This window comes from Aeromicrobium sp. REDSEA-S38_B2, assembly GCF_001628525.1.
In the GTDB taxonomy this organism is placed as follows: domain Bacteria; phylum Actinomycetota; class Actinomycetes; order Propionibacteriales; family Nocardioidaceae; genus Aeromicrobium; species Aeromicrobium erythreum.
In genome coordinates this window covers 23,354-41,786 of sequence record NZ_LUNH01000103.1, presented here as the reverse complement: position 1 = coordinate 41,786, position 18,433 = coordinate 23,354, and the positions used below count along the sequence as shown (strand labels likewise).

20 protein-coding genes and 1 tRNA gene are annotated in these 18,433 nt (G+C 70.3%); 9 read left to right on the top strand and 12 right to left on the bottom strand.

The window, feature by feature from the left end:
* Positions 1 to 453: 453 nt before the first annotated feature.
* A complete protein-coding gene (locus A6Q81_RS16835) occupies positions 454 to 672 on the bottom strand; it encodes a GIY-YIG nuclease family protein (protein WP_286691185.1) in 219 nt (72 codons plus the stop codon).
* 605 nt (positions 673 to 1,277) lie between these two features.
* Between A6Q81_RS16835 and A6Q81_RS16830 the strand changes: the two genes are divergently transcribed.
* From A6Q81_RS16830 to A6Q81_RS16810, 5 genes are all read left to right on the top strand, one after another.
* Positions 1,278 to 1,991 carry an ATP-binding cassette domain-containing protein gene (locus A6Q81_RS16830; protein WP_286691221.1) on the top strand — a complete coding sequence of 238 codons (714 nt, stop codon included), beginning with the start codon at positions 1,278 to 1,280 and terminating at the stop codon, positions 1,989 to 1,991.
* Entirely contained in the window at positions 1,988 to 2,773 is a 786-nt protein-coding gene (locus tag A6Q81_RS16825; protein ID WP_286691184.1) for an ATP-binding cassette domain-containing protein, read from the top strand. The genes A6Q81_RS16830 and A6Q81_RS16825 overlap by 4 nt, the downstream gene beginning before the upstream one ends.
* A complete protein-coding gene (locus tag A6Q81_RS16820) occupies positions 2,770 to 4,059 on the top strand; it encodes an MFS transporter (RefSeq protein WP_286691183.1) in 1,290 nt (429 codons plus the stop codon). The genes A6Q81_RS16825 and A6Q81_RS16820 overlap by 4 nt, the downstream gene beginning before the upstream one ends.
* Positions 4,056 to 5,567, top strand: coding sequence for an ABC transporter substrate-binding protein (locus A6Q81_RS16815; protein ID WP_286691182.1), 1,512 nt, complete (start codon positions 4,056 to 4,058; stop codon positions 5,565 to 5,567). Before A6Q81_RS16820 ends, A6Q81_RS16815 begins: the two co-directional genes overlap by 4 nt.
* 734 nt (positions 5,568 to 6,301) lie before the next feature.
* The gene (locus tag A6Q81_RS16810; RefSeq protein ID WP_286691181.1) at positions 6,302 to 7,045 is read left to right on the top strand and encodes an ABC transporter permease; all 744 of its coding nucleotides are present in this window, start codon (positions 6,302 to 6,304) and stop codon (positions 7,043 to 7,045) included.
* Here the strand turns inward: A6Q81_RS16810 and A6Q81_RS16805 are convergent.
* Genes A6Q81_RS16805 through A6Q81_RS16795 form a run of 3 tightly spaced genes read right to left on the bottom strand, consistent with a single transcriptional unit; the run spans position 7,032 to position 8,821 of the window.
* Positions 7,032 to 7,919 (bottom strand): hypothetical protein, encoded by an 888-nt coding sequence (locus tag A6Q81_RS16805; RefSeq protein WP_067860625.1) that lies wholly within the window; start codon positions 7,917 to 7,919, stop codon positions 7,032 to 7,034. The two genes, A6Q81_RS16810 and A6Q81_RS16805, sit on opposite strands and share 14 nt — an antisense overlap.
* 54 nt (positions 7,920 to 7,973) lie before the next feature.
* Positions 7,974 to 8,294, bottom strand: coding sequence for a Dabb family protein (locus tag A6Q81_RS16800; RefSeq protein ID WP_067860627.1), 321 nt, complete (start codon positions 8,292 to 8,294; stop codon positions 7,974 to 7,976).
* Complete coding sequence (locus A6Q81_RS16795) at positions 8,291 to 8,821, bottom strand: MBL fold metallo-hydrolase (RefSeq protein WP_286691180.1); 531 nt, start codon at positions 8,819 to 8,821, stop codon at positions 8,291 to 8,293. Before A6Q81_RS16795 ends, A6Q81_RS16800 begins: the two co-directional genes overlap by 4 nt.
* Before the next feature lie 261 nt (positions 8,822 to 9,082).
* On the opposite strand from A6Q81_RS16795, the gene A6Q81_RS16790 reads away from it, so the two are divergent.
* Entirely contained in the window at positions 9,083 to 9,505 is a 423-nt protein-coding gene (locus tag A6Q81_RS16790; protein WP_286691179.1) for a VanZ family protein, read from the top strand.
* Positions 9,506 to 9,575: 70 nt separating this feature from the next.
* A tRNA-Ser gene (locus A6Q81_RS16785) sits at positions 9,576 to 9,662 on the top strand.
* Positions 9,663 to 10,337: 675 nt separating this feature from the next.
* Here A6Q81_RS16785 and A6Q81_RS16780 read toward each other — a convergent pair.
* From A6Q81_RS16780 to A6Q81_RS16755, 7 genes are all read right to left on the bottom strand, one after another.
* The gene (locus A6Q81_RS16780) at positions 10,338 to 10,679 is read right to left on the bottom strand and encodes a hypothetical protein (RefSeq protein WP_286691178.1); all 342 of its coding nucleotides are present in this window, start codon (positions 10,677 to 10,679) and stop codon (positions 10,338 to 10,340) included.
* 766 nt (positions 10,680 to 11,445) lie between these two features.
* On the bottom strand, positions 11,446 to 11,682 hold the full coding sequence (locus tag A6Q81_RS16775) for a DUF7660 family protein (protein ID WP_286691177.1): 237 nt from the start codon (positions 11,680 to 11,682) through the stop codon (positions 11,446 to 11,448).
* 393 nt (positions 11,683 to 12,075) lie between these two features.
* Complete coding sequence (locus A6Q81_RS17430; RefSeq protein WP_470207140.1) at positions 12,076 to 12,396, bottom strand: DUF7674 family protein; 321 nt, start codon at positions 12,394 to 12,396, stop codon at positions 12,076 to 12,078.
* 432 nt (positions 12,397 to 12,828) lie between these two features.
* Positions 12,829 to 14,058: an RHS repeat-associated core domain-containing protein gene (locus A6Q81_RS16770; RefSeq protein WP_067860635.1), complete on the bottom strand. Its 1,230-nt coding sequence runs from the start codon at positions 14,056 to 14,058 to the stop codon at positions 12,829 to 12,831.
* Between the two features lie 131 nt (positions 14,059 to 14,189).
* Positions 14,190 to 14,990: a hypothetical protein gene (locus A6Q81_RS16765; protein WP_286691176.1), complete on the bottom strand. Its 801-nt coding sequence runs from the start codon at positions 14,988 to 14,990 to the stop codon at positions 14,190 to 14,192.
* Between the two features lie 57 nt (positions 14,991 to 15,047).
* Positions 15,048 to 15,836 (bottom strand): hypothetical protein, encoded by a 789-nt coding sequence (locus A6Q81_RS16760; RefSeq protein ID WP_286691175.1) that lies wholly within the window; start codon positions 15,834 to 15,836, stop codon positions 15,048 to 15,050.
* Between the two features lie 83 nt (positions 15,837 to 15,919).
* Positions 15,920 to 16,618 carry a TetR/AcrR family transcriptional regulator gene (locus A6Q81_RS16755; protein ID WP_067860641.1) on the bottom strand — a complete coding sequence of 233 codons (699 nt, stop codon included), beginning with the start codon at positions 16,616 to 16,618 and terminating at the stop codon, positions 15,920 to 15,922.
* 64 nt (positions 16,619 to 16,682) lie between these two features.
* Between A6Q81_RS16755 and A6Q81_RS16750 the strand changes: the two genes are divergently transcribed.
* Both A6Q81_RS16750 and A6Q81_RS16745 read left to right on the top strand, forming a co-directional pair.
* Positions 16,683 to 17,438, top strand: a complete 756-nt coding sequence (locus A6Q81_RS16750; RefSeq protein WP_067860643.1) for an SDR family oxidoreductase — start codon at positions 16,683 to 16,685, stop codon at positions 17,436 to 17,438.
* A gap of 17 nt (positions 17,439 to 17,455) precedes the next feature.
* Entirely contained in the window at positions 17,456 to 17,788 is a 333-nt protein-coding gene (locus A6Q81_RS16745) for a nuclear transport factor 2 family protein (protein ID WP_286691174.1), read from the top strand.
* Positions 17,789 to 17,812: 24 nt separating this feature from the next.
* On the opposite strand, the gene A6Q81_RS16740 is transcribed toward A6Q81_RS16745, so the two are convergent.
* Positions 17,813 to 18,166: a hypothetical protein gene (locus tag A6Q81_RS16740; RefSeq protein ID WP_286691173.1), complete on the bottom strand. Its 354-nt coding sequence runs from the start codon at positions 18,164 to 18,166 to the stop codon at positions 17,813 to 17,815.
* Positions 18,167 to 18,433: the final 267 nt, after the last annotated feature.

The window sequence follows — 18,433 nt, the reverse complement described above, 5'->3', positions numbered from 1 at the left end:
AGACCACCCGGCAACGGCTCAGCGCGACCCGGCTCCCAGCGTCGGCTTGGAGTGGTCTCGATACGTCTCCGTCAGCTCCTTCGTCGCGACGTCGACTACTCGACCAACGAGACCTACCGCTCGTCGAGAAGGCAAGGGTTCTGCTGGTCGAGTAGTCAGGACGGCGAGCGCCAGCGAGCGCGTCCTGACGTATCGAGACCACCCGGCAACGGATCAGTGCGACTCAGTCCCCAGCGACGGCTTGGAGTGGTCTCGATACGTCTCCGTCAGCTCCTTCGTCGCGACGTCGACTACTCGACCAGCGAAACCCACCGCTGGTCGAGTAGTCAGGACGAGCTTGCGAAGTCCCTGACGTATCGAGACCACCCGGCAACAGATCAGCGCGAGCCAACCCCAGCGAAAGCGTGGAGTGGTCTCGATACGTCTCCGCCAGCTCCTTTATCGCGACGTCGACTACTCGACCGGCGACCACCCCTGCACCCGCTTCTCCGCGGCGTACGCGTCGGCGACGTCCTCGAACTCGTAGGCGTAGACGAGCTCGACCGGTCTGCGGCAGCGGGTGTACTCCGCGCCGATCCCGGTCTGGTGCTGGTAAAGACGTGACTCGAGGTTCCGGGTGCTGCCGACGTAGTAGCTGCCGTCGGAGCAGCGCAGGATGTACATGTAGGCCATCCAGTCAGTGCACCGACGTCGCCGGGGTCGGTCGAGCTGATGTCCACAGCTCTGTCCTGGCCTCAGCGACTGTCAGGTAGCCAGTCAGCGCGAGCCGGCTCCCAGCGTCTGCTTGGAATGGTCTCGATACGTCCGACCGAGCTCCTTCGTCGCCGGCCGGCCTACTCGACCAGCGGGACACTTCGCTGGTCGAGTAGCAGGGACGAGCTTGCGAAGTCCTGACGTATCGAGACCACCCGGCAACGGATCAGCGGGGGCCGGCTCCCAGCGAGACCTTGGAGTGGTCTCGATACGCCCGACCGAGCTCCTTCGTCGCCGGCCGGCCTACTCGACCACCGGGGCCCTTCGCTGGTCGAGTAGCAGGGACGAGCTTGCGAGGTCCCTGCGTATCGAGACCACCCGGCAACAGATCAGCGCGACCCATCCCCCAGCGACGGCTTGGAGTGGTCTCGATACGACGGGCTCAGGCTCGTTCCTCGCCGAGCCCGACTACTCGACCAGCGAACTCTTCCGCTGGTCGGTCACTGGAGAGGTGGTTGCGGGGGGAAACCGGGGCATGGGGCGGCGGCGCCTCCTCACATCAAAGTGACTATCATTCCCATGTGATGGCGCAGGGAGCGGTGGAGGTGGAGGGCCTCTCGGTGTGGGTGGGGGCGACCCCGCTTGTGCGCGACGTCTCCTGGCGACAGGCCGCTGGGGAGCGGGTGGCGCTGCTCGGACGTTCCGGCTCCGGCAAGTCGACGATCGCGCGTGCCGTCGCCGACGTCACCTCGCCGACGCTGCGCGTCCAGGGGCGCGTCAGCGTCGGTGGCAGCCAGCCTCGCCGACCGCGGGCGTCGCTCGTCGCGCAGGACTCGCAGGTCGCGCTGAACCCGCTCACCCCCGTCCGGCGGCAGCTGGCCCGACCGCTGCGCTCCGCCGGCCTGCGCGGCACTGCCCTCGACGCACGCCTCACCACCCTCCTCGCCGACGTCGGCCTCGACGCGACCGCCGTCCTCGACCGGCTGCCCGCGGAGCTGTCCGGCGGGCAGCGCCAGCGGGTGTGCATCGCGCTCGCGATCGCCGTCGACGGTCCGCTGCTGGTCGCCGACGAGCCGACCAGCGCGCTCGACGTCGTCACGCGTCGCCAGGTGGTCGACGCGCTGCGCGCCACCCGCTCGACGCTCCTGCTCATCACCCACGACCTCGAGGTCGCGCAGTCGCTCTGCACCCGGGCACTGCTCGTCGACGACGGCCGGCTCGTCGCCGACGTCGACCTCACGACGCTGCTCGACGGACCCGACCGGCACCTCGCGCACGACCTCGGACTCGTCGCATGAGCGCAGCCACCCTCACCCCAGCCGCGACCGGCCCCACCGTGCACGCGCAGAGGGTCAGCGTCCGACTGGCCGACGGCACCGACGCCCTGGCCGACGTCGACCTGCGGCTCACGTCGGCAACGTCGCTCGGCCTCGTCGGACGCTCCGGCGCGGGCAAGTCGACGCTGGCCCGGGTGCTGCTCGGCCTGCAGCGCCCGACGTCGGGCGAGGTGCTGCTCGACGGTGCCGCGCTGCCCCGACGTCGCGCGGGGCTGCGACGGTTCCGACGCTGCCTCCAGTACGTGCCGCAGGATCCGGCGGGCAGTCTCGACCCGCGCCGCGACGTCGCCGCCTGCCTCACGGAGCCGCTGCGCAGCCTGGCCATCGACGACGACCACGACACCTGCGTCGAGCGCGCCCTCGACGCCGTCGGGCTCGACACGACGTTCGCGCGACGTCGCTGCTCAAGCCTGTCGGGCGGGCAGGCGCAGCGGGTCGCGATCGCGCGCGCGATCGGCACCGGCGCGACGCTGCTGGTGGCCGACGAGCCGCTCAGCTCCGTCGACGTCGGGCTGCGCCGCGACCTCGCCGCGCTGCTGCAGCACCTGCACGTCGACCACGGCCTCGGCCTGCTGCTCATCACCCACGACCTGCACGCGGTGGCGTCGGTGTGCAGCACGGCGGCCGTGCTGCACGACGGCCGCGTGGTGGAGCACGGCAGCACCGCGCAGGTGCTCGACGCGCCCACCCACCCCGCGACCCGGGCGCTCGTCGACGCGTCCCGTCCGGGGGCGTTGGGGTGAGGCGACGAGCCACGGCTGCACCCCTGCTCGGGGCGCAGCTGGTCTTCAACGTGGGCTTCTACGCCGTCGTGCCGTTCCTGGCGATCGTGCTGCGCGACGACTACCTGCTGTCCGGCGCGGCCATCGGCCTCGTGCTCGGTGCTCGCACGTTCGCCCAGCAGGGCCTCTTCCTGCTCGGCGGCGTGCTCGTCGACGCGCTCGGGGCGCGGCGCCTCATCCTCACCGGCTGCGCGGTACGCGTGGCCGGATTCGGCACGCTGGCCCTCGCCGACGACCTGCCGACGTTCGTCGCCGGCGCCGTCCTCACCGGTCTCGGCGGTGCGCTGTTCTCCCCCGCGATCGAGACGCTCGTGGCCGCCGCGGAGCAGGCCCGCCCGAGCACATCGGGCACCCGGGCGACGCTCTTCGCGTGGCTCACCGTGGTCGGCGAGACCGGCGCCGTCGTCGGTCCGCTCGTCGGGGCGCTGCTGCTCGACTGGGGGTTCTCGGCCGTGGCGGGATCGGGTGCCGCGCTGTTCAGCGTCACGGCCCTCGCGCTGGCGCGCCTGCTGCCCGCCGACCCGGCCCGCCCCGACGGCCACACGCTGCGCGCCGGTCTGCGCGACGTCGGCCCGGGCCTGAGCCTGCGGCACCGCACGTTCGTGCTGTTCGCCGTCGTGCACGCAGTGAACCTGCTGGCCTGGAACCAGCTGTACCTCGGGCTGCCGGTGGAGCTGGAGCGTGTGGGTCGCGGCGCCGGCGCCTACGCCGCGCTGCTCGCGGTGGTCTCCGCCGTGACGATCACCCTCCAGCTGCCCGTGGCCCGCCTCGCGCGACGCCTCCCCAGCCGCGTGGTGCTGCCCGTCGGCTACGGGCTGCTGGCGTCGTCGTTCGGCGTGCTCGCGGTCGCCGCGGCGGTCCCGGCCACCGCGACGTCGCTCGCGCCCGTCACCGCGTCGGTGGTGCTGCTGACCTTCGGCCACCTCGTGGTCGGGCCGGCGGCGCTCGACCTCGTGCCGACCTTCGCCGCCGGTCAACGGCTCGGCTCCTACTACGGCCTGCTCGCGACGTGCGGCGGCGTGGCCGTTCTCGTCCTGTCGGTCCCGCTCGGCGCGCTCTACGCCGACGCCAGCGCGACGTCGCTCGCGGCCTCGCGCCCGTGGGCGCTGCTCGCCGGCCTCGCGCTCTGCTCGAGCGTGGCCGCCGCGCTCCTCCTGCGACGTCCGCTCGCGGCACCACCCCTCGACCCCGCGGAGCCCCGGAGCCCCGCACCACCCACCCCCTCCCCCTCGAAAGGACCTCGATGACCCCCCTCCGTCCACTACTGCGCACCGGCGCGGCCGCCCTGGTGCTCACCCTCGCCGCCGGCTGCTTCGCCGGCGGCGGCAGCGACCAGGCCAGCGACGGCCGCATCTCCGTCGCGATGATGCAGCCGCCGCGCTCCGGCCTCTCCCCGCTCAGCGACGACGCGTTCAAGCTGTCGCGCTGGAGCACCGCAGAGACGCTCGTGCAGCTCGACGCCGACGGCGTGGCGCAGCCGATGCTCGCCACCTCCTGGCAGCGCACCGACGACCGCACGTGGACGTTCGACCTGCGCGGCGACGTCACCTTCCACGACGGCACGCCGCTGACGTCGAAGGAGGTCGTGGCGTCGCTGCAGACCGCGGCCCAGGCGTCGCCCGTGCCGCGCATCCTCGACGGCGTCGAGCTCACCGTCGAGGCGCCCGACGCCGACACCGTCGTGGTGAAGACGGCCGTGCCCGACCCGCTCGTCCCCCAGCGGCTCTCGAGCCCGCAGCTGTCGATCCTCGCGCCGAAGGCGTACACGACCAAGGCCGTGAACCCGGTCGGCGCCGGCACCGGACCGTTCGAGCTGGTGAAGGTCGACGGCACGTCGGGCGCGACCCTCGACCGCTACGACGACTACTGGGGCGAGAAGGCGAAGGCGTCCGGCATCGATGCTCGCTTCGTGCCCGACGGCACCGCCCGCGCCGCCGCGCTGCGCACGGGCGACGCCGACGTCGTCGAGTCGGTGCCGGTGGGCCAGGTGGCGCAGCTCGACGAGGATCTCGTGATCGAGGTGCCCATGCCGCGCACGAACACGCTCTACCTCAACACCACGAAGGGCCCGTTCAAGGACCCGGCCGTCCGCGCCGCGGCGCGCGAGGCGATCGACCGCGCCCGGCTCGTGAAGGACGTGTACGAGGGGCGCGCCGACGAGGCGCGCGGCCTGCTCGGCCCGGCGCTGCCCTGGGCGGCCGACCTGCGCTCCGTCCCCGAGTACACGCAGCTCCTCGCCCAGCGTGCGAAGCCCGCGAAGGTCGACGGCGTCAAGATCACCCTCGGCACGTTCACCGACCGCGCCGAGCTGCCCGAGGTGGCGGTGCTGCTGGAGCAGGAGCTCGAGGCCGCCGGCTTCGTCGTGCAGCAGGACGTGCGCGAGTACCAGTTCATCGAGGCCGACGCGCTCGACGGCGCCTTCGACGCGTTCATCCTGTCGCGCGCCACGGTGCTCGACTCCGGCGACCCGGTGGCCTACATGGCGTCCGACTTCGGCTGCGACGGCGGCTTCAACATCGCCCAGCTCTGCAACGACGACGTCGACGCCGCGCTCGACCGCGCCGCGCAGGTGGAGCCCGGCGCTGAGCGTCAGCGCCTGACGATGCTCGCGGAGGCGCAGGTGCTGGGCCTCGACGCCGCCGTCCCGCTGCTGCACGAGCGCGTGGTCCAGGGCGAGGCGCAGGGCCTGTCCGGCGTCGAGCGCGACCCGCGCGAGCGCGACCTGATCGACGCCGACAGCAGCGCCGGTGCCTGAGCCCCGGCCGCGCCGCGACGCCGTCGTCACGGCGGCGTCGCGGCTGCTGGCGGCGTCGGGGCTGCTCGCCCTCGTCGGCGCGCTGCCGTGGCTGGCCTCGCGCGACCCCGCCCTCACGGTGCTGCGCGCCCGGTACGCCGACCGCGAGGCGACGCCCGAGGCGCTCGCGGCGGTCCGCGCCGACCTCGGCCTCGACGCCGGACCGTTCGCCCTCCTCGGCCAGTGGGTCTCGGGCCTGCTGCGTGGCGACCTGGGGACGTCGTGGATCAGCGGGCGACCCGTCGGGCCGGGCCTGCTCGACAACCTGAGCGTGTCGCTGACGCTCGTGGGCTTCTCGCTCGTGGTCGCGTTCGCGGTGGCCACCGTGAGCGTCACGGTGGCGATGCGGGCCGGCCTGCGCGGGCGCCCGTCGTTCGGCTCAGGGTCGGGCTCGGTGCTGCTCACCGCCCTGCCGGAGTTCCTGCTCGCCACCGTCCTGCTGCTCGTGGGCGCGGTGTGGCTGGGCTGGTTCCCGCCGTTCGGGTGGGACGGCCCGGGCCAGGCGGTGCTGCCGGCCCTGGCGCTCGGGCTGCCGGCGGGCGGTCTGCTCGGCCGACTGACGGCCACGGCGGTGACGGCCGTGTTCACCGAGCCGTGGGTGACGACGTGGCGGGGCGCCGGCTTCACCCGACGGGAGGTGGCGACGGCGGTGCGCCCAGGACCTGCCCGCCCTGCAAGCCGGGCTGCTGCTCCTCGTGGTGGTCGCCGCCGTCGCGGGCGGTGCGGCGTCGCTGCTCGCTCGCCTCCTGCTCGGCCGGGCCGTGCGGTTGTCGGCCCTGTCGCTGCCGGAGCCGGTGGTGGTGCTGCGACGTCGCGACCTGCTCGCGAGGGTGGGTCACGGCGCGCTCACCACCGTCGGCACGGGCCTCGTCGTGCTGGTCCTGTGCCTGCTGATCGGGCTGGCGGTCGGGTGCCTCTCGCACGCCGCCACCGGACCGATCGAGATCGCGAACGCCGCACCTCCGGTGCTCGCTGGGCTCGTCGTGGCCGCGATCGCCGGACCGTCGCAGCTGGGTGCCGCGGTGGCGGTGACGGCGGTGAGCTGGGCCCCGCTCGCCGCGCACACGTCGGCCCTGCTGCGCGAGGCAGGGTCGCAGCCGCACGTGGCCGTGCTGCCGGTGCTGGGGGTCGGGCCGGTGCGCCGGCTCGTGCGGCACACGCTGCCGGCCGTCGTGCCGGCCGTCACCCGCCACGCCGCCCTGCGGCTGCCCGGCATCGTGCTCGCCCTGGCGTCGCTCGGGTTCCTGGGGCTCGGCGCACGACCTCCTCGCCCGGAGTGGGGTCTGGTGCTCGCCGAGGGCTCCGCCTACGTCGAGCGCGCCCCGTGGACCGCACTCGGCCCCGCCGGAGCGCTGGTGCTCGTGTCCGTGCTGTCGGTGGGTGCGACGGCCGTCCTCACCACCCGCCGGAGCGGGCGCGCCGCCTCTACGGCTGCGTGAACTTCTGGCCCTGGTCGTCGCTGACGTAGCTCTGCGGATCCTCGCCGACCACGGCCGCGACGAGGGTGTCGTTGGCGGCGATGCCGCGGGCGGGGTCGCCGACGATGCAGCCGCCGGGCGCCCAGGTGCGGCCCGAGTCCTTCGTGCTGAACAGCTGTGCGGCGCAGCCCTCGAAGCGGGCGAGCGCGTAGCCGGCGTTGAACGTCGTGAACACGGCGGTGCGGCTGTTGTCGAGGCGACCGAGCAGCAGCCACTTGCCGCCACCGTCGCCGCTGCCGACGACGTCGCCGTCGATGCAGGTGACGCGCGCGAAGTCGTCGTCGACCTGCGACAGCGACGAGAAGGTGCAACCGGGCTTGGACTCACCCTTCGAGGGCGACACGGCGACGGTCGGGTCGGACGGGGACGTGTACCAGCGGGTGATCATCGGGTCGTCGACCCACGTGGCGCCGCCGTCGGTGGACGAGCGCTGCCGGGCCTGACAGTCCTCGCCGGCGCCGACGACGGTCAGCTCACCGCCGGAGCGTGCCTGGACGGCAGTGATGACCTTGAGCTCGGGGTCGCGCTTGGTGGGCGACGCGCCGTTCTTCGTCGAGGTCCAGAGCGTGGCGCTCGTGCGTCCCTCGCAGGCGCCACGGGTGGCGAACACCCAGGTGCCGTCGTTCGCGAGGTCCATGCTGGCGGCCTGGGCGGGCTTGAAGTCGAACGCCTGCTGGTTCGTCTTGCGCTCCGGGGTGGGCGACTCGGTGGCGGCAGCCGGGCCGAGGCCGCTGCCGGGCGGCGCGCGGTGGACGTGCTGGAAGACCAGGACCACGAGCACGACGTCGACGAGGACGAACGCGACGAGCGCGATCAGGGACAGGGGCTTCGGCACGTGGCCGAGTCTAGGGGCCGGACGGCCCACCGTGGCCTACTCGCGCAGACCGGGTCACGTGATCTCGTCGGCGTCCCGGCCCCGGGGTTCGGGGTAGTCGCCCACCCACCAGTCGGCGGTCTCGCGCAGCAGCGCTCCGGCCTCGGCGTGCCGCGGGTGGGCCTGGAACGCCCGGAACGCCGCCTCGCTCTCGAAGAGCGCGTTCTCGACGACCACGACGCCCTTGCGGGTGTCGTCGGAGACGCGCACGGTCCACTCGAGGACGCCCGGCAGGTCGTGCAGGCTCGCGAGCGCCGCGACGGCTGCGTCGCGGGTGGCGTCGTCGGTGCCGTCGTGCAGCCGGAAGAGGACGACGTGCCGGTAGGCGTCGCTCACGTGGCGGCGCCGTCGACGAGCTCGTCGGTGATGCGCCGATCGTGCGCGGGGACGACGAGCACGTCGGGCAGGGAGGCGAGGCGTCGCAGCTCGCGGTGGTTGGCGCGGATGCGGGCGCGGTCGCGGCCGACGGTCTGCTCGAAGGCGCGGAGGGTGCGCACGGGCGCGAGCCGCTGGCCGTGGGGGCTGTGGTCGCTGACGTGGCTGGCGTCGAAGACCGCGTCGCCCGCGTGCATGACGACCCCGTCGGGGGTCTCGACGGCGACGGCCGCGTGCCCGCGGGAGTGGCCGGGCATGGGCACGAGCACGACGCCGGGCAGCACCTCGTGCCCGGTGAGCCCGTAGCGCCACTCGTCGCCGCGGCCTGCGTGCAGCACGAAGCGGGGGCCGTGCTCGAGCTGCTGCGGCCGGTAGCGGGTGCGGTCGAGCAGGTCGGGGTCGGTGACGGCGGCGGCGTGCTCGTCGGCGGTGGTGTGCACGGCGGCGTCGGGGAAGTCGGTGCAGGACGGTGCGGTCGGGGTCGCCATCGGGTCGCAGCAGGTGGCGGATGGGCCCGAACCGGCGCGCGGGGTCGGTGACGTCGGCGGTGCCGAAGCCGGTGTCGACGAGGACAAGTCCGTCGTCGGTGTGCAGCAGGAAGACGTGTGCGGGGAGCCCGGGGAGGGTGAGGGGGTTCATGACGGCTGCCCTGAGGTGCTCGACGCGCATGTCGCTCATGGTGGCAGAGGTGCGGTGTGTTGGGTCACGAACGGCGGTGGCCATGTGGGGGCGCGCCCTAGGCTCGGGGGATGCGCCGCTCCCCCACCCACGTCGTGCTGGCGCTCGCGTACCTGGCGGCGTTGGCGGCGATCGCGTTCTGGCCGACCCCGGTCGACCAGGGCGTCGACGTGCTGAACTCCTGGCCGGTGCGCTGGCTGGAGTCGTCGTTCGGGATGCCGCGCCCGACGGGTTACGACGTGGTGCAGACGGCGGCGAACGTCGTGCTGTTCGTGCCGCTCGGCTGGCTGGCGGTGGCGTTGACGCGGCTGTCGTGGTGGCAGGTGACGGCGGCGGGTTTCGTGCTGTCGTCGTGCATCGAGGTGGGCCAGGCGCTGCTGCGTCCGGAGCGGTTCGCGACGGTGTCGGACGTCGTCGCGAACACGTCGGGGGCTCTGCTGGGCGCAGTCGCGGCGACGCTCGTCCTGCGTCGTCGTGTGCCGGCGAGAGCCTGAGGGTCGGCCCGATTCGTCCTGCGCGGCGGGGCCTCGCTATCCTGTACCGGTTGCCGCCCGGCGGCGACGTGGAGATGTCGCATAGTGGCCTAGTGCGCCCGCCTGCTAAGCGGGTTGAGGGTTAAACCTCTCGCGGGTTCAAATCCCGCCATCTCCGCCGAATGCCGAAGGCCCCCAGCGCTCTTTGCTGGGGGCCTTCGGCATTCGATGAAGGTTGACGGGATTTGGGAGGAGCGAGGAACGAGCGACGACTCCCGCCATCTCCGCCGAATGATCGAGGACTCCCAGCGCTCTTTTCTGGGGGTCCTCGATCGTTTAACGAAGGCGTCGGGATTTGGGAGGAGCGGCGAGGTACGAGCCGCGACGGCTCCCGCCATCTCCGCAGACGTGCAGGGTTGCCGGGACGTGGGACGGCTGGGGGCACCTCCCCCTTGCGGGACGGAACGAGCGACGGTTCCCGCCATCTCCCCCAGCCCCGTCGACCTCAGTCCGGTCTACCCCTGCGGATCCACTGGTAGTCGCGGACCGAGGAGAACAGCATCAGCACACAGAGAGCTAAGGGAACACACGCGAGACCCACGAGAAATCGGCGGTTGCTCTCCGGCTCCCCTGCTCGCATGAACAAGATGAGCCACGCGAGGGCGAGGAAGAAGGCCGTCCGAAGGAGGGCTTGCACCACGACGCACCTGCCCTTCTCGCACCAGCCCACCGATCGAGTCACCTCTGATACCTCCCCACCGATAGCGCCAGCGCCCCATGCCACGGAGCCTGGACGAGGTCTGACGACGCCCTCGGCCGACCCGCTCTCCTGCTTCGTCGCGGCGATAAGGAATTACCCGTAGACAGTCCCCCCATCCCAACGCAGGAACGTCCAACGAAGACTGCCGCTCGGATCGATTGGCCGCCCTTCCTCGGCGTTCCACTGGACGCTGACATCTGCCTGCGGACCGAGCAGACCACTCAGCTCGTCCGCAATGTCTTCCACGCATTCCTCGTCGACGGCCGTCACTTCGGAGAAGTAAGAGTGGAGGCGAACCTTCAAACCGTCGATCTCGACCCCCAGCCGGGTCAGGTTGCAGGGCAACAATCCGAGCGAGGCCTGGACGACTTGCGCCACCACATAGTTGTCCCACGCTGGCGCCCCCGCCATGTCATCTGGAGCGGGAAACCTCATACTGTCCATCCTGGATCTTGTCGGGACAACACTGGGTCTGTTGGTTCCTTTGATGAGGAGTCATCCGTCGGTCTTGCCGTGCGGGACAGTCTCAGGTTTAGATCGACTTCTTCACAGACCTCAGTGCCGTCGAGCAGGCAAGAACCTCCTCGGTCAGCCGCGAGTGGGGGGACCACTCGTCAATCGCCTTCCGTGCTAGCCGTTGAGCAAATGCGTCGGCTGCACTGAGGTCCCCCGCATCGAATGCCCCTACGCATCTCGAGCGCTAGATTCTCAGCCCGACGGATAGCGTCGTCGGATGCCCCGGACTCTCGCAACGATTCGGGCTTCGACGACTCTTCTCGGATCGTCTCGCTCAACCGTTCCAGGTGATTCGCAATAGTCATTCTCGCCTCGCATCTTCGAGGTTGGGGCACACAGTCGATGCCTGGCGCCCCAGACTCAACAGCGTCCCGACCATCGGATTTCTCGTACTGAACTCGCCATGGAGCGCCGACGGCGAGACAGCTGCAGGGAGCGCACCCATCGGCGCTGTCGCAGCACTCGCCACAGACCTCCCCTAGGCCGACCTTGAAGTTCAATGCCGCGCTTTACATCCTCAGCGGTCGAGCCTTTGAAGTTCACCGCCACCGCCTGAGGCTTCAACTCCGCAGCCCGCCGAGAGATCCGCCAATCAGGAAGCGCACCATCTGCATCGAACAACGTTGCCGGGAGCGTCCTCGCATCGGCCTACGTCGTCCGTAGTAGCGGTGGAATGGAGACGAGCTCACTCGTACACCTTGGCAGCTCGCAGTAGATCAGCGAGCGTTTGCAACGTCGGTTGCGCCGGGGTCTCCTCTCCGCGCGCCTCGTAGTACCCGTGCATGTCTTCCAACCACCCAGATAGCCCTGAGAGGAAAGACCCGAGGGTGTTATTTTCCCAAGCCTCCGCGTCCGCCCGTATCGTGTCAGCCATCGATTCTGCGAGGGCCGCAACGTCGAAACGCGACTTGAACTCTTCCACCGATCTCTCCTTCGATATCGTCCGTCTCTCCACGCGGGCTGCGCACTTAACTTGCTCGATAGCCGAAGTCTTTGGGCGTTCCAGCTGAAGACGTAGAGCGGAAACTCACGCGGCCGGCTGACGGATCTACCACAATCAATTCGTTGCCCGAAACCGCCTAGCCTCATGCGACAGCATTGACGGCTTCTCCCTCTCCTGCCTGCAGAATGCGCTTCTCCGGGTCGGCTCTGAGCTCACTTCTTCCCGTTCTCGAGTTGTTGTTACCACGGCTGGTCTAGGAGTTTGCTGCGTCATCGCTGCCGGGCTCACCGTCAGATCAAGTTGTCATCAACGAGTGCAGCTGTCTCAATCGTCATCAAGCCGTGCTCGAAAAGCAACGTTGCGATCCCACGGTTACGTGGGCCAGGGGTCGATCGAACGAAGCCGGGGCCCTAGAAGTGTCCGCAACTCCGATCCCGGTTCGCCAGGGTCGGGGATAAGTTCGACTCCGCTGACTGTCAACAATCCGCGAATCTCCTCATTTCCGGTCGCGTACGCGTCCTCGAGCCATCGAAGAATTGCGCGGCAGAGGTCTTCTCGGGCAGTCGCCCGCTTCGCAAGCCATCGCATCACGTCAGCGAGGTAGAGATGCGGGAGCATCTCACCTTCGTTGTCCTCCAGGTGTTCTTGAAGTAGGGGCAGGAGGTCGGGGAATTCGTATGAGAGCGCACCCATAGTCGCGACTGTCGAAGCACTCACCCCAAACCTCCAAGAACGCCCTGCAATTAATTCGCGAGACTTTGCCGGACCAGCCTGTCGTGATACCGGGCGACGGGTTTCACCTCAAGCCCCATCCAGTCCGCCGAACAACCAGTCCGGTTGCTATGGGCCCTGCCTAGAGCATGGCGATATCCCGTCTCCACACCTCTCAGCCCGATTGACCGATTCCGCGACACCGGATCTTGCTAGCGCGTTGTTCGTGCCTCCCGAATGTTTCGTAGCGAGATGACGTGTCCCTCGCCGAACTCTTCGATGACCATCGCCCGCGCCTCTCGGGGCGACGTCGCCCACACGCTTAGCCTTTTTCCAGGCTCGTCGCCAATCCAGATGAATCCTACGTATTCCTTCAGAGGACTAGAACTCAAGACCATCACTCCTGCCGTTTCATCACCGCTTGAGACAGGCTCGACTTTCGCAGAACCCCCCAATAATCGTGCCCGGCTTCTCCATGACCGCACCTACCTCAGCCGGCGACATCGAGTCGATGTCGTAGACGCTGACTCCAGGGAGGTCGCCGAACGCCACGACATCCTCATCGAAGAACGCACGATGTCCCTCTGTGGTGCCGTCAGCAAACCCATGAACACCGCTCAGGATGTGAACCTCATCATCCCGCATGACGGCAGACTGGACAATTGGAGTCAGATCATCCTGATCGATGGCCCCCGTCGAGGTAAAGATCCGGCCGCCCGCTGCGTTGCTGCTTGTCTCGTCTAGAGATCCACCGTACTTGTTCAGCCCTCGGCCTGAACCTCGGTCACTAGGTGCAGACTTCTTGCTGCTGCCCCCACCCCCGCGCCTCGGAGCCTCCGTCTTCGCACTCGCCTTGCGAGCACCACCAGCACTACTGCTCGGTGAACGCTTCACCTTCGCCGCCAGCGACTTCAGCTCCGCCGCCTGCTTCGAGATCTGCCCATCGAGCTTGCTCAACGCCGCCGACGCAGCCCGCTTCGCGGCGTTGAACGAACGGACGTTGTCGATCAAGTTCTTGACCTTCTTGATCGTCTTGCCGGCCTTGAAGATCGCCGCCCCAGCCGTCCCCGCGACCGCCCACGCACACGCGCCGACGTCGCGGTCCATCACGCACCGCTTGATGTCACCCAGACCCGAGGCCTCGACCCCCAGATCGACCAACGCGCCCTTCCAGTCGAACTCCGCAGCAGCCTTCTTCGCCAACGCCTCGCGACGCGACATCGACGCCGCCAGCTCCGCCTCACCCCGACGCTGCAGCTCAGCCGCCGTGTAGATCGACCCATCCGGACGAACCGTCTTGCCCGTCTCACGAGTCTTCCCGTTCTCCGTCACGCTGCACGGACTCGGCCCCTCCGTGCACGTCACCCGGTGACCATCGGGATCCATCATGTTGACGGGGTTGCCGTTCACGTACGTGTACGTGTTCGCCGTCAACGGATCAGTCGTCACCGACAGGTCCGTCGGAGGCGCAGCCACCCGATACGTGTCCGGCGTCGTGAACGCCGCATCCGACGGGTCGTACGTGCGCGTGCCCAGCTGGTAGGAGCCCGTCGACCCGTCACGCGCCTGCCCGCGGTACCAAAGGCTGTTCGCCGTCGCACTCATCGCGGAGATCGGCCGCAACCGCGAGACGATCTCCACCACCTACGACCAGCTCGGCAGCCCGAAGTGGATCTCCGACCCGACGAGCGACATCACCATCGGTCCCGTCGCCCACCGCTACCTGTACGAGAAGAAGCACGGCGATCCACCGGCGGCCCCCGTGACGACAACGACTAGAAGACGAAGAGGTCCGCCGTCGGCGACCAGACCACCACCACGAACCGGCCGTCGGCGCGGACGGCGGCTCGCCAGCCCGTCCACGACGTCTCGGCCTCGACGGCGCACGACTCTCCCTCGAGCACTGGGCTCTCGAGAGCCGGCCGACCCGACCATCGCTCGAACCGGTCAGAGAGCTCGGAGCAGGTGACCTCGGAGTCGTCCCACACCCGCAGCGCCTCGGGCGGCTCGTCGGGTGACGAGTCCGCGGCAGGCTCGTCGGGCTGCGCCGGTCGGCTCTCGCCCTCGGACGGGAAGTCGGCAGCTGCCGATGCGAGGCGCGCGTCCACCCGGGCGGCGTAGAACGCCATCGCTCCGCCGACGACGACCGGCACGAGCACGGCGGCAGCGCAGAGCGCGGTGGCGAGTCCACGCCGGCGCGGGAGGAGCAACGCCGTGACCACGGCCAGCGCCGCACACGCGAGACCGATCCAGCCAGCCCACCACATGACCGTCCCCGCGGCGTCCGACGTCCCGAGCGCGATCCAGAAGCCCGCGGCCCCGCACACCACCGGTACTGGCGTGGCCAGGACGGCGAGGGCCGCGCGGGGCACCCTTCGCCGACCCGCCTGCGGGGCAGGGCCGAACAGCGCCACCAGCACCTCGACGAGACTCCAGGCCAGCAGCCCGACGGCGATGCCGGACCACAGCGCCGACTCCAGCACCTCGATGCCGGAGCCCAGCGTCGCGACCACGGGGATGCCGACCGCGGGCGCCACGAAGCTCCCGACGAACCTCCACCACTCGGCCGATGCCATGAGGCACGGTAGCGCCGGGTCGGTGCACTGCACCTCGCCCGTTGAGCCCTGATGGAGCTACCGGTCCGTGGCTACCTGCGCGACCCACGACGTCGTCGGCGACCAGGCGGCGACGACCAAGGTCCCGTCGGGGCGGAGCGCGGCGCGACGACCGAGCCATGCCGAGGAGTGCTCGAGCGTGCACGTGCGGTCGCCAGGATCAGGCGCCACGGCGCGCCCCGTCCAGCCCTCGAACCTCCGCGCGAGGTCGGCGCAGGCCAGATCAGCATCTGGCCACGCGCGGACCACCTCGATCAGCTCGCTCTCGGCGACGTCAGCTCCTTCATCGGCGTCCGCCGGGCGGCTCGGGCCGCGTACTGGGAAGTCGTCCACGGCAGCCTCGACCCGCTCGTCGGTACGCAGGGCGACGATCCCCGTCGGGACGGCGACCAGCGCCGGCACGACGGCCCCGACGAGGCACAGACCCACGCTCACCTCGCGCGTGCGCGGCCCGAGCAAACCGAGGACCGCCGCGACGAGCAGGCAGCACGCTCCGACCTGCACCCCACGGACGATCCAGTCGCCTGCCGCCTCGGACCTCCCCAGGCCGACCCAGATGCTCACGACGAAGCAGACCGCCGGGCCCACCGCCGCAGCGAGCACCAGCGCCAGCACCGGCATCGGCCGTCCGAGCGACTCCGCGCGCTGCGACGAGGCCACCGCCCACCCGACCAGGCCGGTCAGCACCCCGATCGTCGCGGCCACCCCGAGGTTCTCGACACCGAGCGCGAGGGCGATCAGGACGGTGGTCACGACGGCAGGGAGCACACCCGCCCGCACGAGACGCGCCCACGCATCCGGCTTCATCCCGGCACGCTAGCCGGGGCGAGGGACCAGGCGCGGCGTCGTCCGCCGGCGATGGGGTGGGCGCACCGTCGGCGATGCAGGAGTCAGCCGTCCGACCCCACAGCGAGGAGACGGCTCAGCCACTTCGTGAGCAGCGCCGTCTCCTCCCCTCCGAGGAGGTCACGCTGCGTCACGGCGTGCTCGAGGACGCGACGCACGTCGGCCTGGAGGGACGGCGACGAGCTCGCGGAGCCGGTGATGGCGGCGATCACTCCCTCGCGCACGGCTATCGAGAGATCTCGGTCCTCGGTCGCGAGGACGATCTGGCGGAGGGTGACGCCGATGTTCGTGACGAGCACGTGCGCTGCCGCCTGCTCCGGGGTCGTGCAGAGTCGTCCCTGCTCGTGCGCCTTCCTCGTCAGCTCGCGCAGCAGCTCGCTCGGCCGGGCCTGCGCCGACGGCGAGTAGCCGGGGCGGACCTTCCCGTACATGAGCGTGTAGAACCCGGGGTTCCTCAGGCCGAACGCGACGTGGGCGTCCCACCCGTCGCGGATGTCCTGGATCGGGTCTCCCGTGCTCTCGCCGGCCGACTTCTCGGCGAGGTAGAGGTCGAACCCACGCTCGACGACGGCGTCGGTCAGGCCCTGCTTGTTGCCGAAGAAGTGGTAGAGCGTCGGCATCTGCACGCCGGCCGCAGCGCACACCGCCCTGAGCGAGACCTCCTCGCCGGGTGCGCTCGCGATCATCTCGGCGGCCGCGTCGAGAAGACGAGTCCGTGTATCGGCTCGCACTTCTTCTGTCATGTCGCTACAGTACTCGTGTATCGCTGATACATGTTCCTATTCACTCGACATAGAAGGAGTGACCATGTCCACGCACACGCTGGAGGGCAAGACCGTCCTCGTCGCCGGAGGTGCCAAGAACCTCGGAGGACTCATCAGCCGTCAGGCCGCGGAGGCGGGCGCGAACGTCGCCCTGCACTACAACTCCGCGTCCACGCGCGCCGACGCCGAGGAGACGCTCGCCGCGGTCGAGGCCGCGGGCGGCAAGGGCGTGATCCTCACCGGAGACCTCACCGTCCCCGACAACGTCGCGAGGCTGTTCGCCGACGCCGAGTCGGCGCTCGGGCGCGTCGACGTCGCGGTGAACACCGTCGGCAAGGTGCTGCGCAAGCCCATCGCGGACACGACCGAGGCCGAGTACGACGCGATGTTCGACATCAACAGCAAGGCGGCGTACTTCTTCATCAAGGAGGCCGGACGGCACGTCGCCGACGGCGGCAAGGTCATCACGATCGTCACGTCGCTCCTCGGCGCCTTCACCGACGGCTACTCGACGTACGCCGGCGGCAAGTCGCCGGTCGAGCACTTCACGCGCGCCGCGGCGAAGGAGTTCGCCGAGCGAGGGATCTCCGTCACCGCCATCGCGCCGGGCCCGATGGACACCCCGTTCTTCTACGGCCAGGAGACGCCCGAGCGCGTCGAGTTCCACCGGTCGCAGGCGATGGGCGGCCAGCTGACGCAGATCGAGGACATCTCCCCGATCGTCCGCTTCCTCGCGACCGAGGGCTGGTGGATCACCGGCCAGACCATCTTCGCCAACGGCGGATACACGACCCGCTGACCCTGAGGAGACCCCCCATGACTGCACCGCACCTGCCCCAGCCCGTGGCCTCCTTCGTGGAGACCGTCAACCGCCACGACGACGAGGGCTTCCTCGACGCCTTAGCCGCCGGCGCCGTCGTCGACGACTGGGGTCGCACCTTCACCGGTCGCGACGAGATCAAGGCCTGGAGCGCTCGGGAGTTCATCGGCTCCCAGGGCATCCTGACCGTCGAGGAGGTCAGCATCCAGGACGACAGCCACGTCACGGTCGTGGGCGACTGGCGCTCGACGCACGCCAACGGTCGCTCCCGTTTCGCGTTCGAGGTGGCGGGCGACCGGCTCACCCGCATGACGATCCGCGAGGGCTGAGCGACGACGCGCCCTGGCGTCGGCTCAGAACAGCCAGTCGACGTCGACCAGGCCCGGCCACATCGCGACGTCGAGGGTGCCGTCGGCCAGCAGACGGGGCCGCCGGACGCTCCACGCCGACTGCGACTCGCGCGCGCAGCCGGAGAACCCGTCCGCGTGCCTGCCCTGGGACCCGCCCCCGTCCTCGACGCGACGGACGAACGTCCCGCAGTCGAGACCGGCGTCGGGCCAGCGTCGCGCCACCCCGGAGCCGCCGTCGTCGTCGTCCTCGAGGCCCACCAGCAGATACGCCGCGACCAGCGGCGGTGTGGCGCTGGTCGGCCTCGCGACGAGGAGCGCCATCGAGCAGCACCCGACCACCTCGGGGACCGCGGCCACGCAGCTGAGCACGAGCGAGATCGGGTGTCCCCGGGGTGCTACCGAGCAGCGACACGAGCACGAGCAGGCCCGCCCAGACGCCCAGACGCCCAGACCGACCGTGTCGTCGAACGCCACCTCCGATCGTGCGCCGGCGCCCGGCCCGACGACGAGGCGCGGGCGATGAACCCGGCATCCGCCGACGGACGTGTCTCGCCACGCTGCGGGACGCTGTCGACCCGCGGGGACCGGACGGCCTCGCGGGCTGATGGACGGGGCTGGATGCGC

Coding starts and splice junctions, on each gene's coding strand:
- A6Q81_RS16835 (WP_286691185.1), bottom strand. CDS start 672: ATGGCCTACATGTACATCCTGCGCTGCTCCGACGGCAGCTACTACGTC.
- A6Q81_RS16830 (WP_286691221.1), top strand. CDS start 1,278: ATGGCGCAGGGAGCGGTGGAGGTGGAGGGCCTCTCGGTGTGGGTGGGG.
- A6Q81_RS16825 (WP_286691184.1), top strand. CDS start 1,988: ATGAGCGCAGCCACCCTCACCCCAGCCGCGACCGGCCCCACCGTGCAC.
- A6Q81_RS16815 (WP_286691182.1), top strand. CDS start 4,056: ATGACCCCCCTCCGTCCACTACTGCGCACCGGCGCGGCCGCCCTGGTG.
- A6Q81_RS16795 (WP_286691180.1), bottom strand. CDS start 8,821: ATGGCGACCCCGACCGCACCGTCCTGCACCGACTTCCCCGACGCCGCC.
- A6Q81_RS16790 (WP_286691179.1), top strand. CDS start 9,083: ATGCGCCGCTCCCCCACCCACGTCGTGCTGGCGCTCGCGTACCTGGCG.
- A6Q81_RS16780 (WP_286691178.1), bottom strand. CDS start 10,679: ATGAGGTTTCCCGCTCCAGATGACATGGCGGGGGCGCCAGCGTGGGAC.
- A6Q81_RS17430 (WP_470207140.1), bottom strand. CDS start 12,396: ATGGGTGCGCTCTCATACGAATTCCCCGACCTCCTGCCCCTACTTCAA.
- A6Q81_RS16765 (WP_286691176.1), bottom strand. CDS start 14,990: ATGGCATCGGCCGAGTGGTGGAGGTTCGTCGGGAGCTTCGTGGCGCCC.
- A6Q81_RS16760 (WP_286691175.1), bottom strand. CDS start 15,836: ATGAAGCCGGATGCGTGGGCGCGTCTCGTGCGGGCGGGTGTGCTCCCT.
- A6Q81_RS16755 (WP_067860641.1), bottom strand. CDS start 16,618: ATGACAGAAGAAGTGCGAGCCGATACACGGACTCGTCTTCTCGACGCG.
- A6Q81_RS16750 (WP_067860643.1), top strand. CDS start 16,683: ATGTCCACGCACACGCTGGAGGGCAAGACCGTCCTCGTCGCCGGAGGT.
- A6Q81_RS16745 (WP_286691174.1), top strand. CDS start 17,456: ATGACTGCACCGCACCTGCCCCAGCCCGTGGCCTCCTTCGTGGAGACC.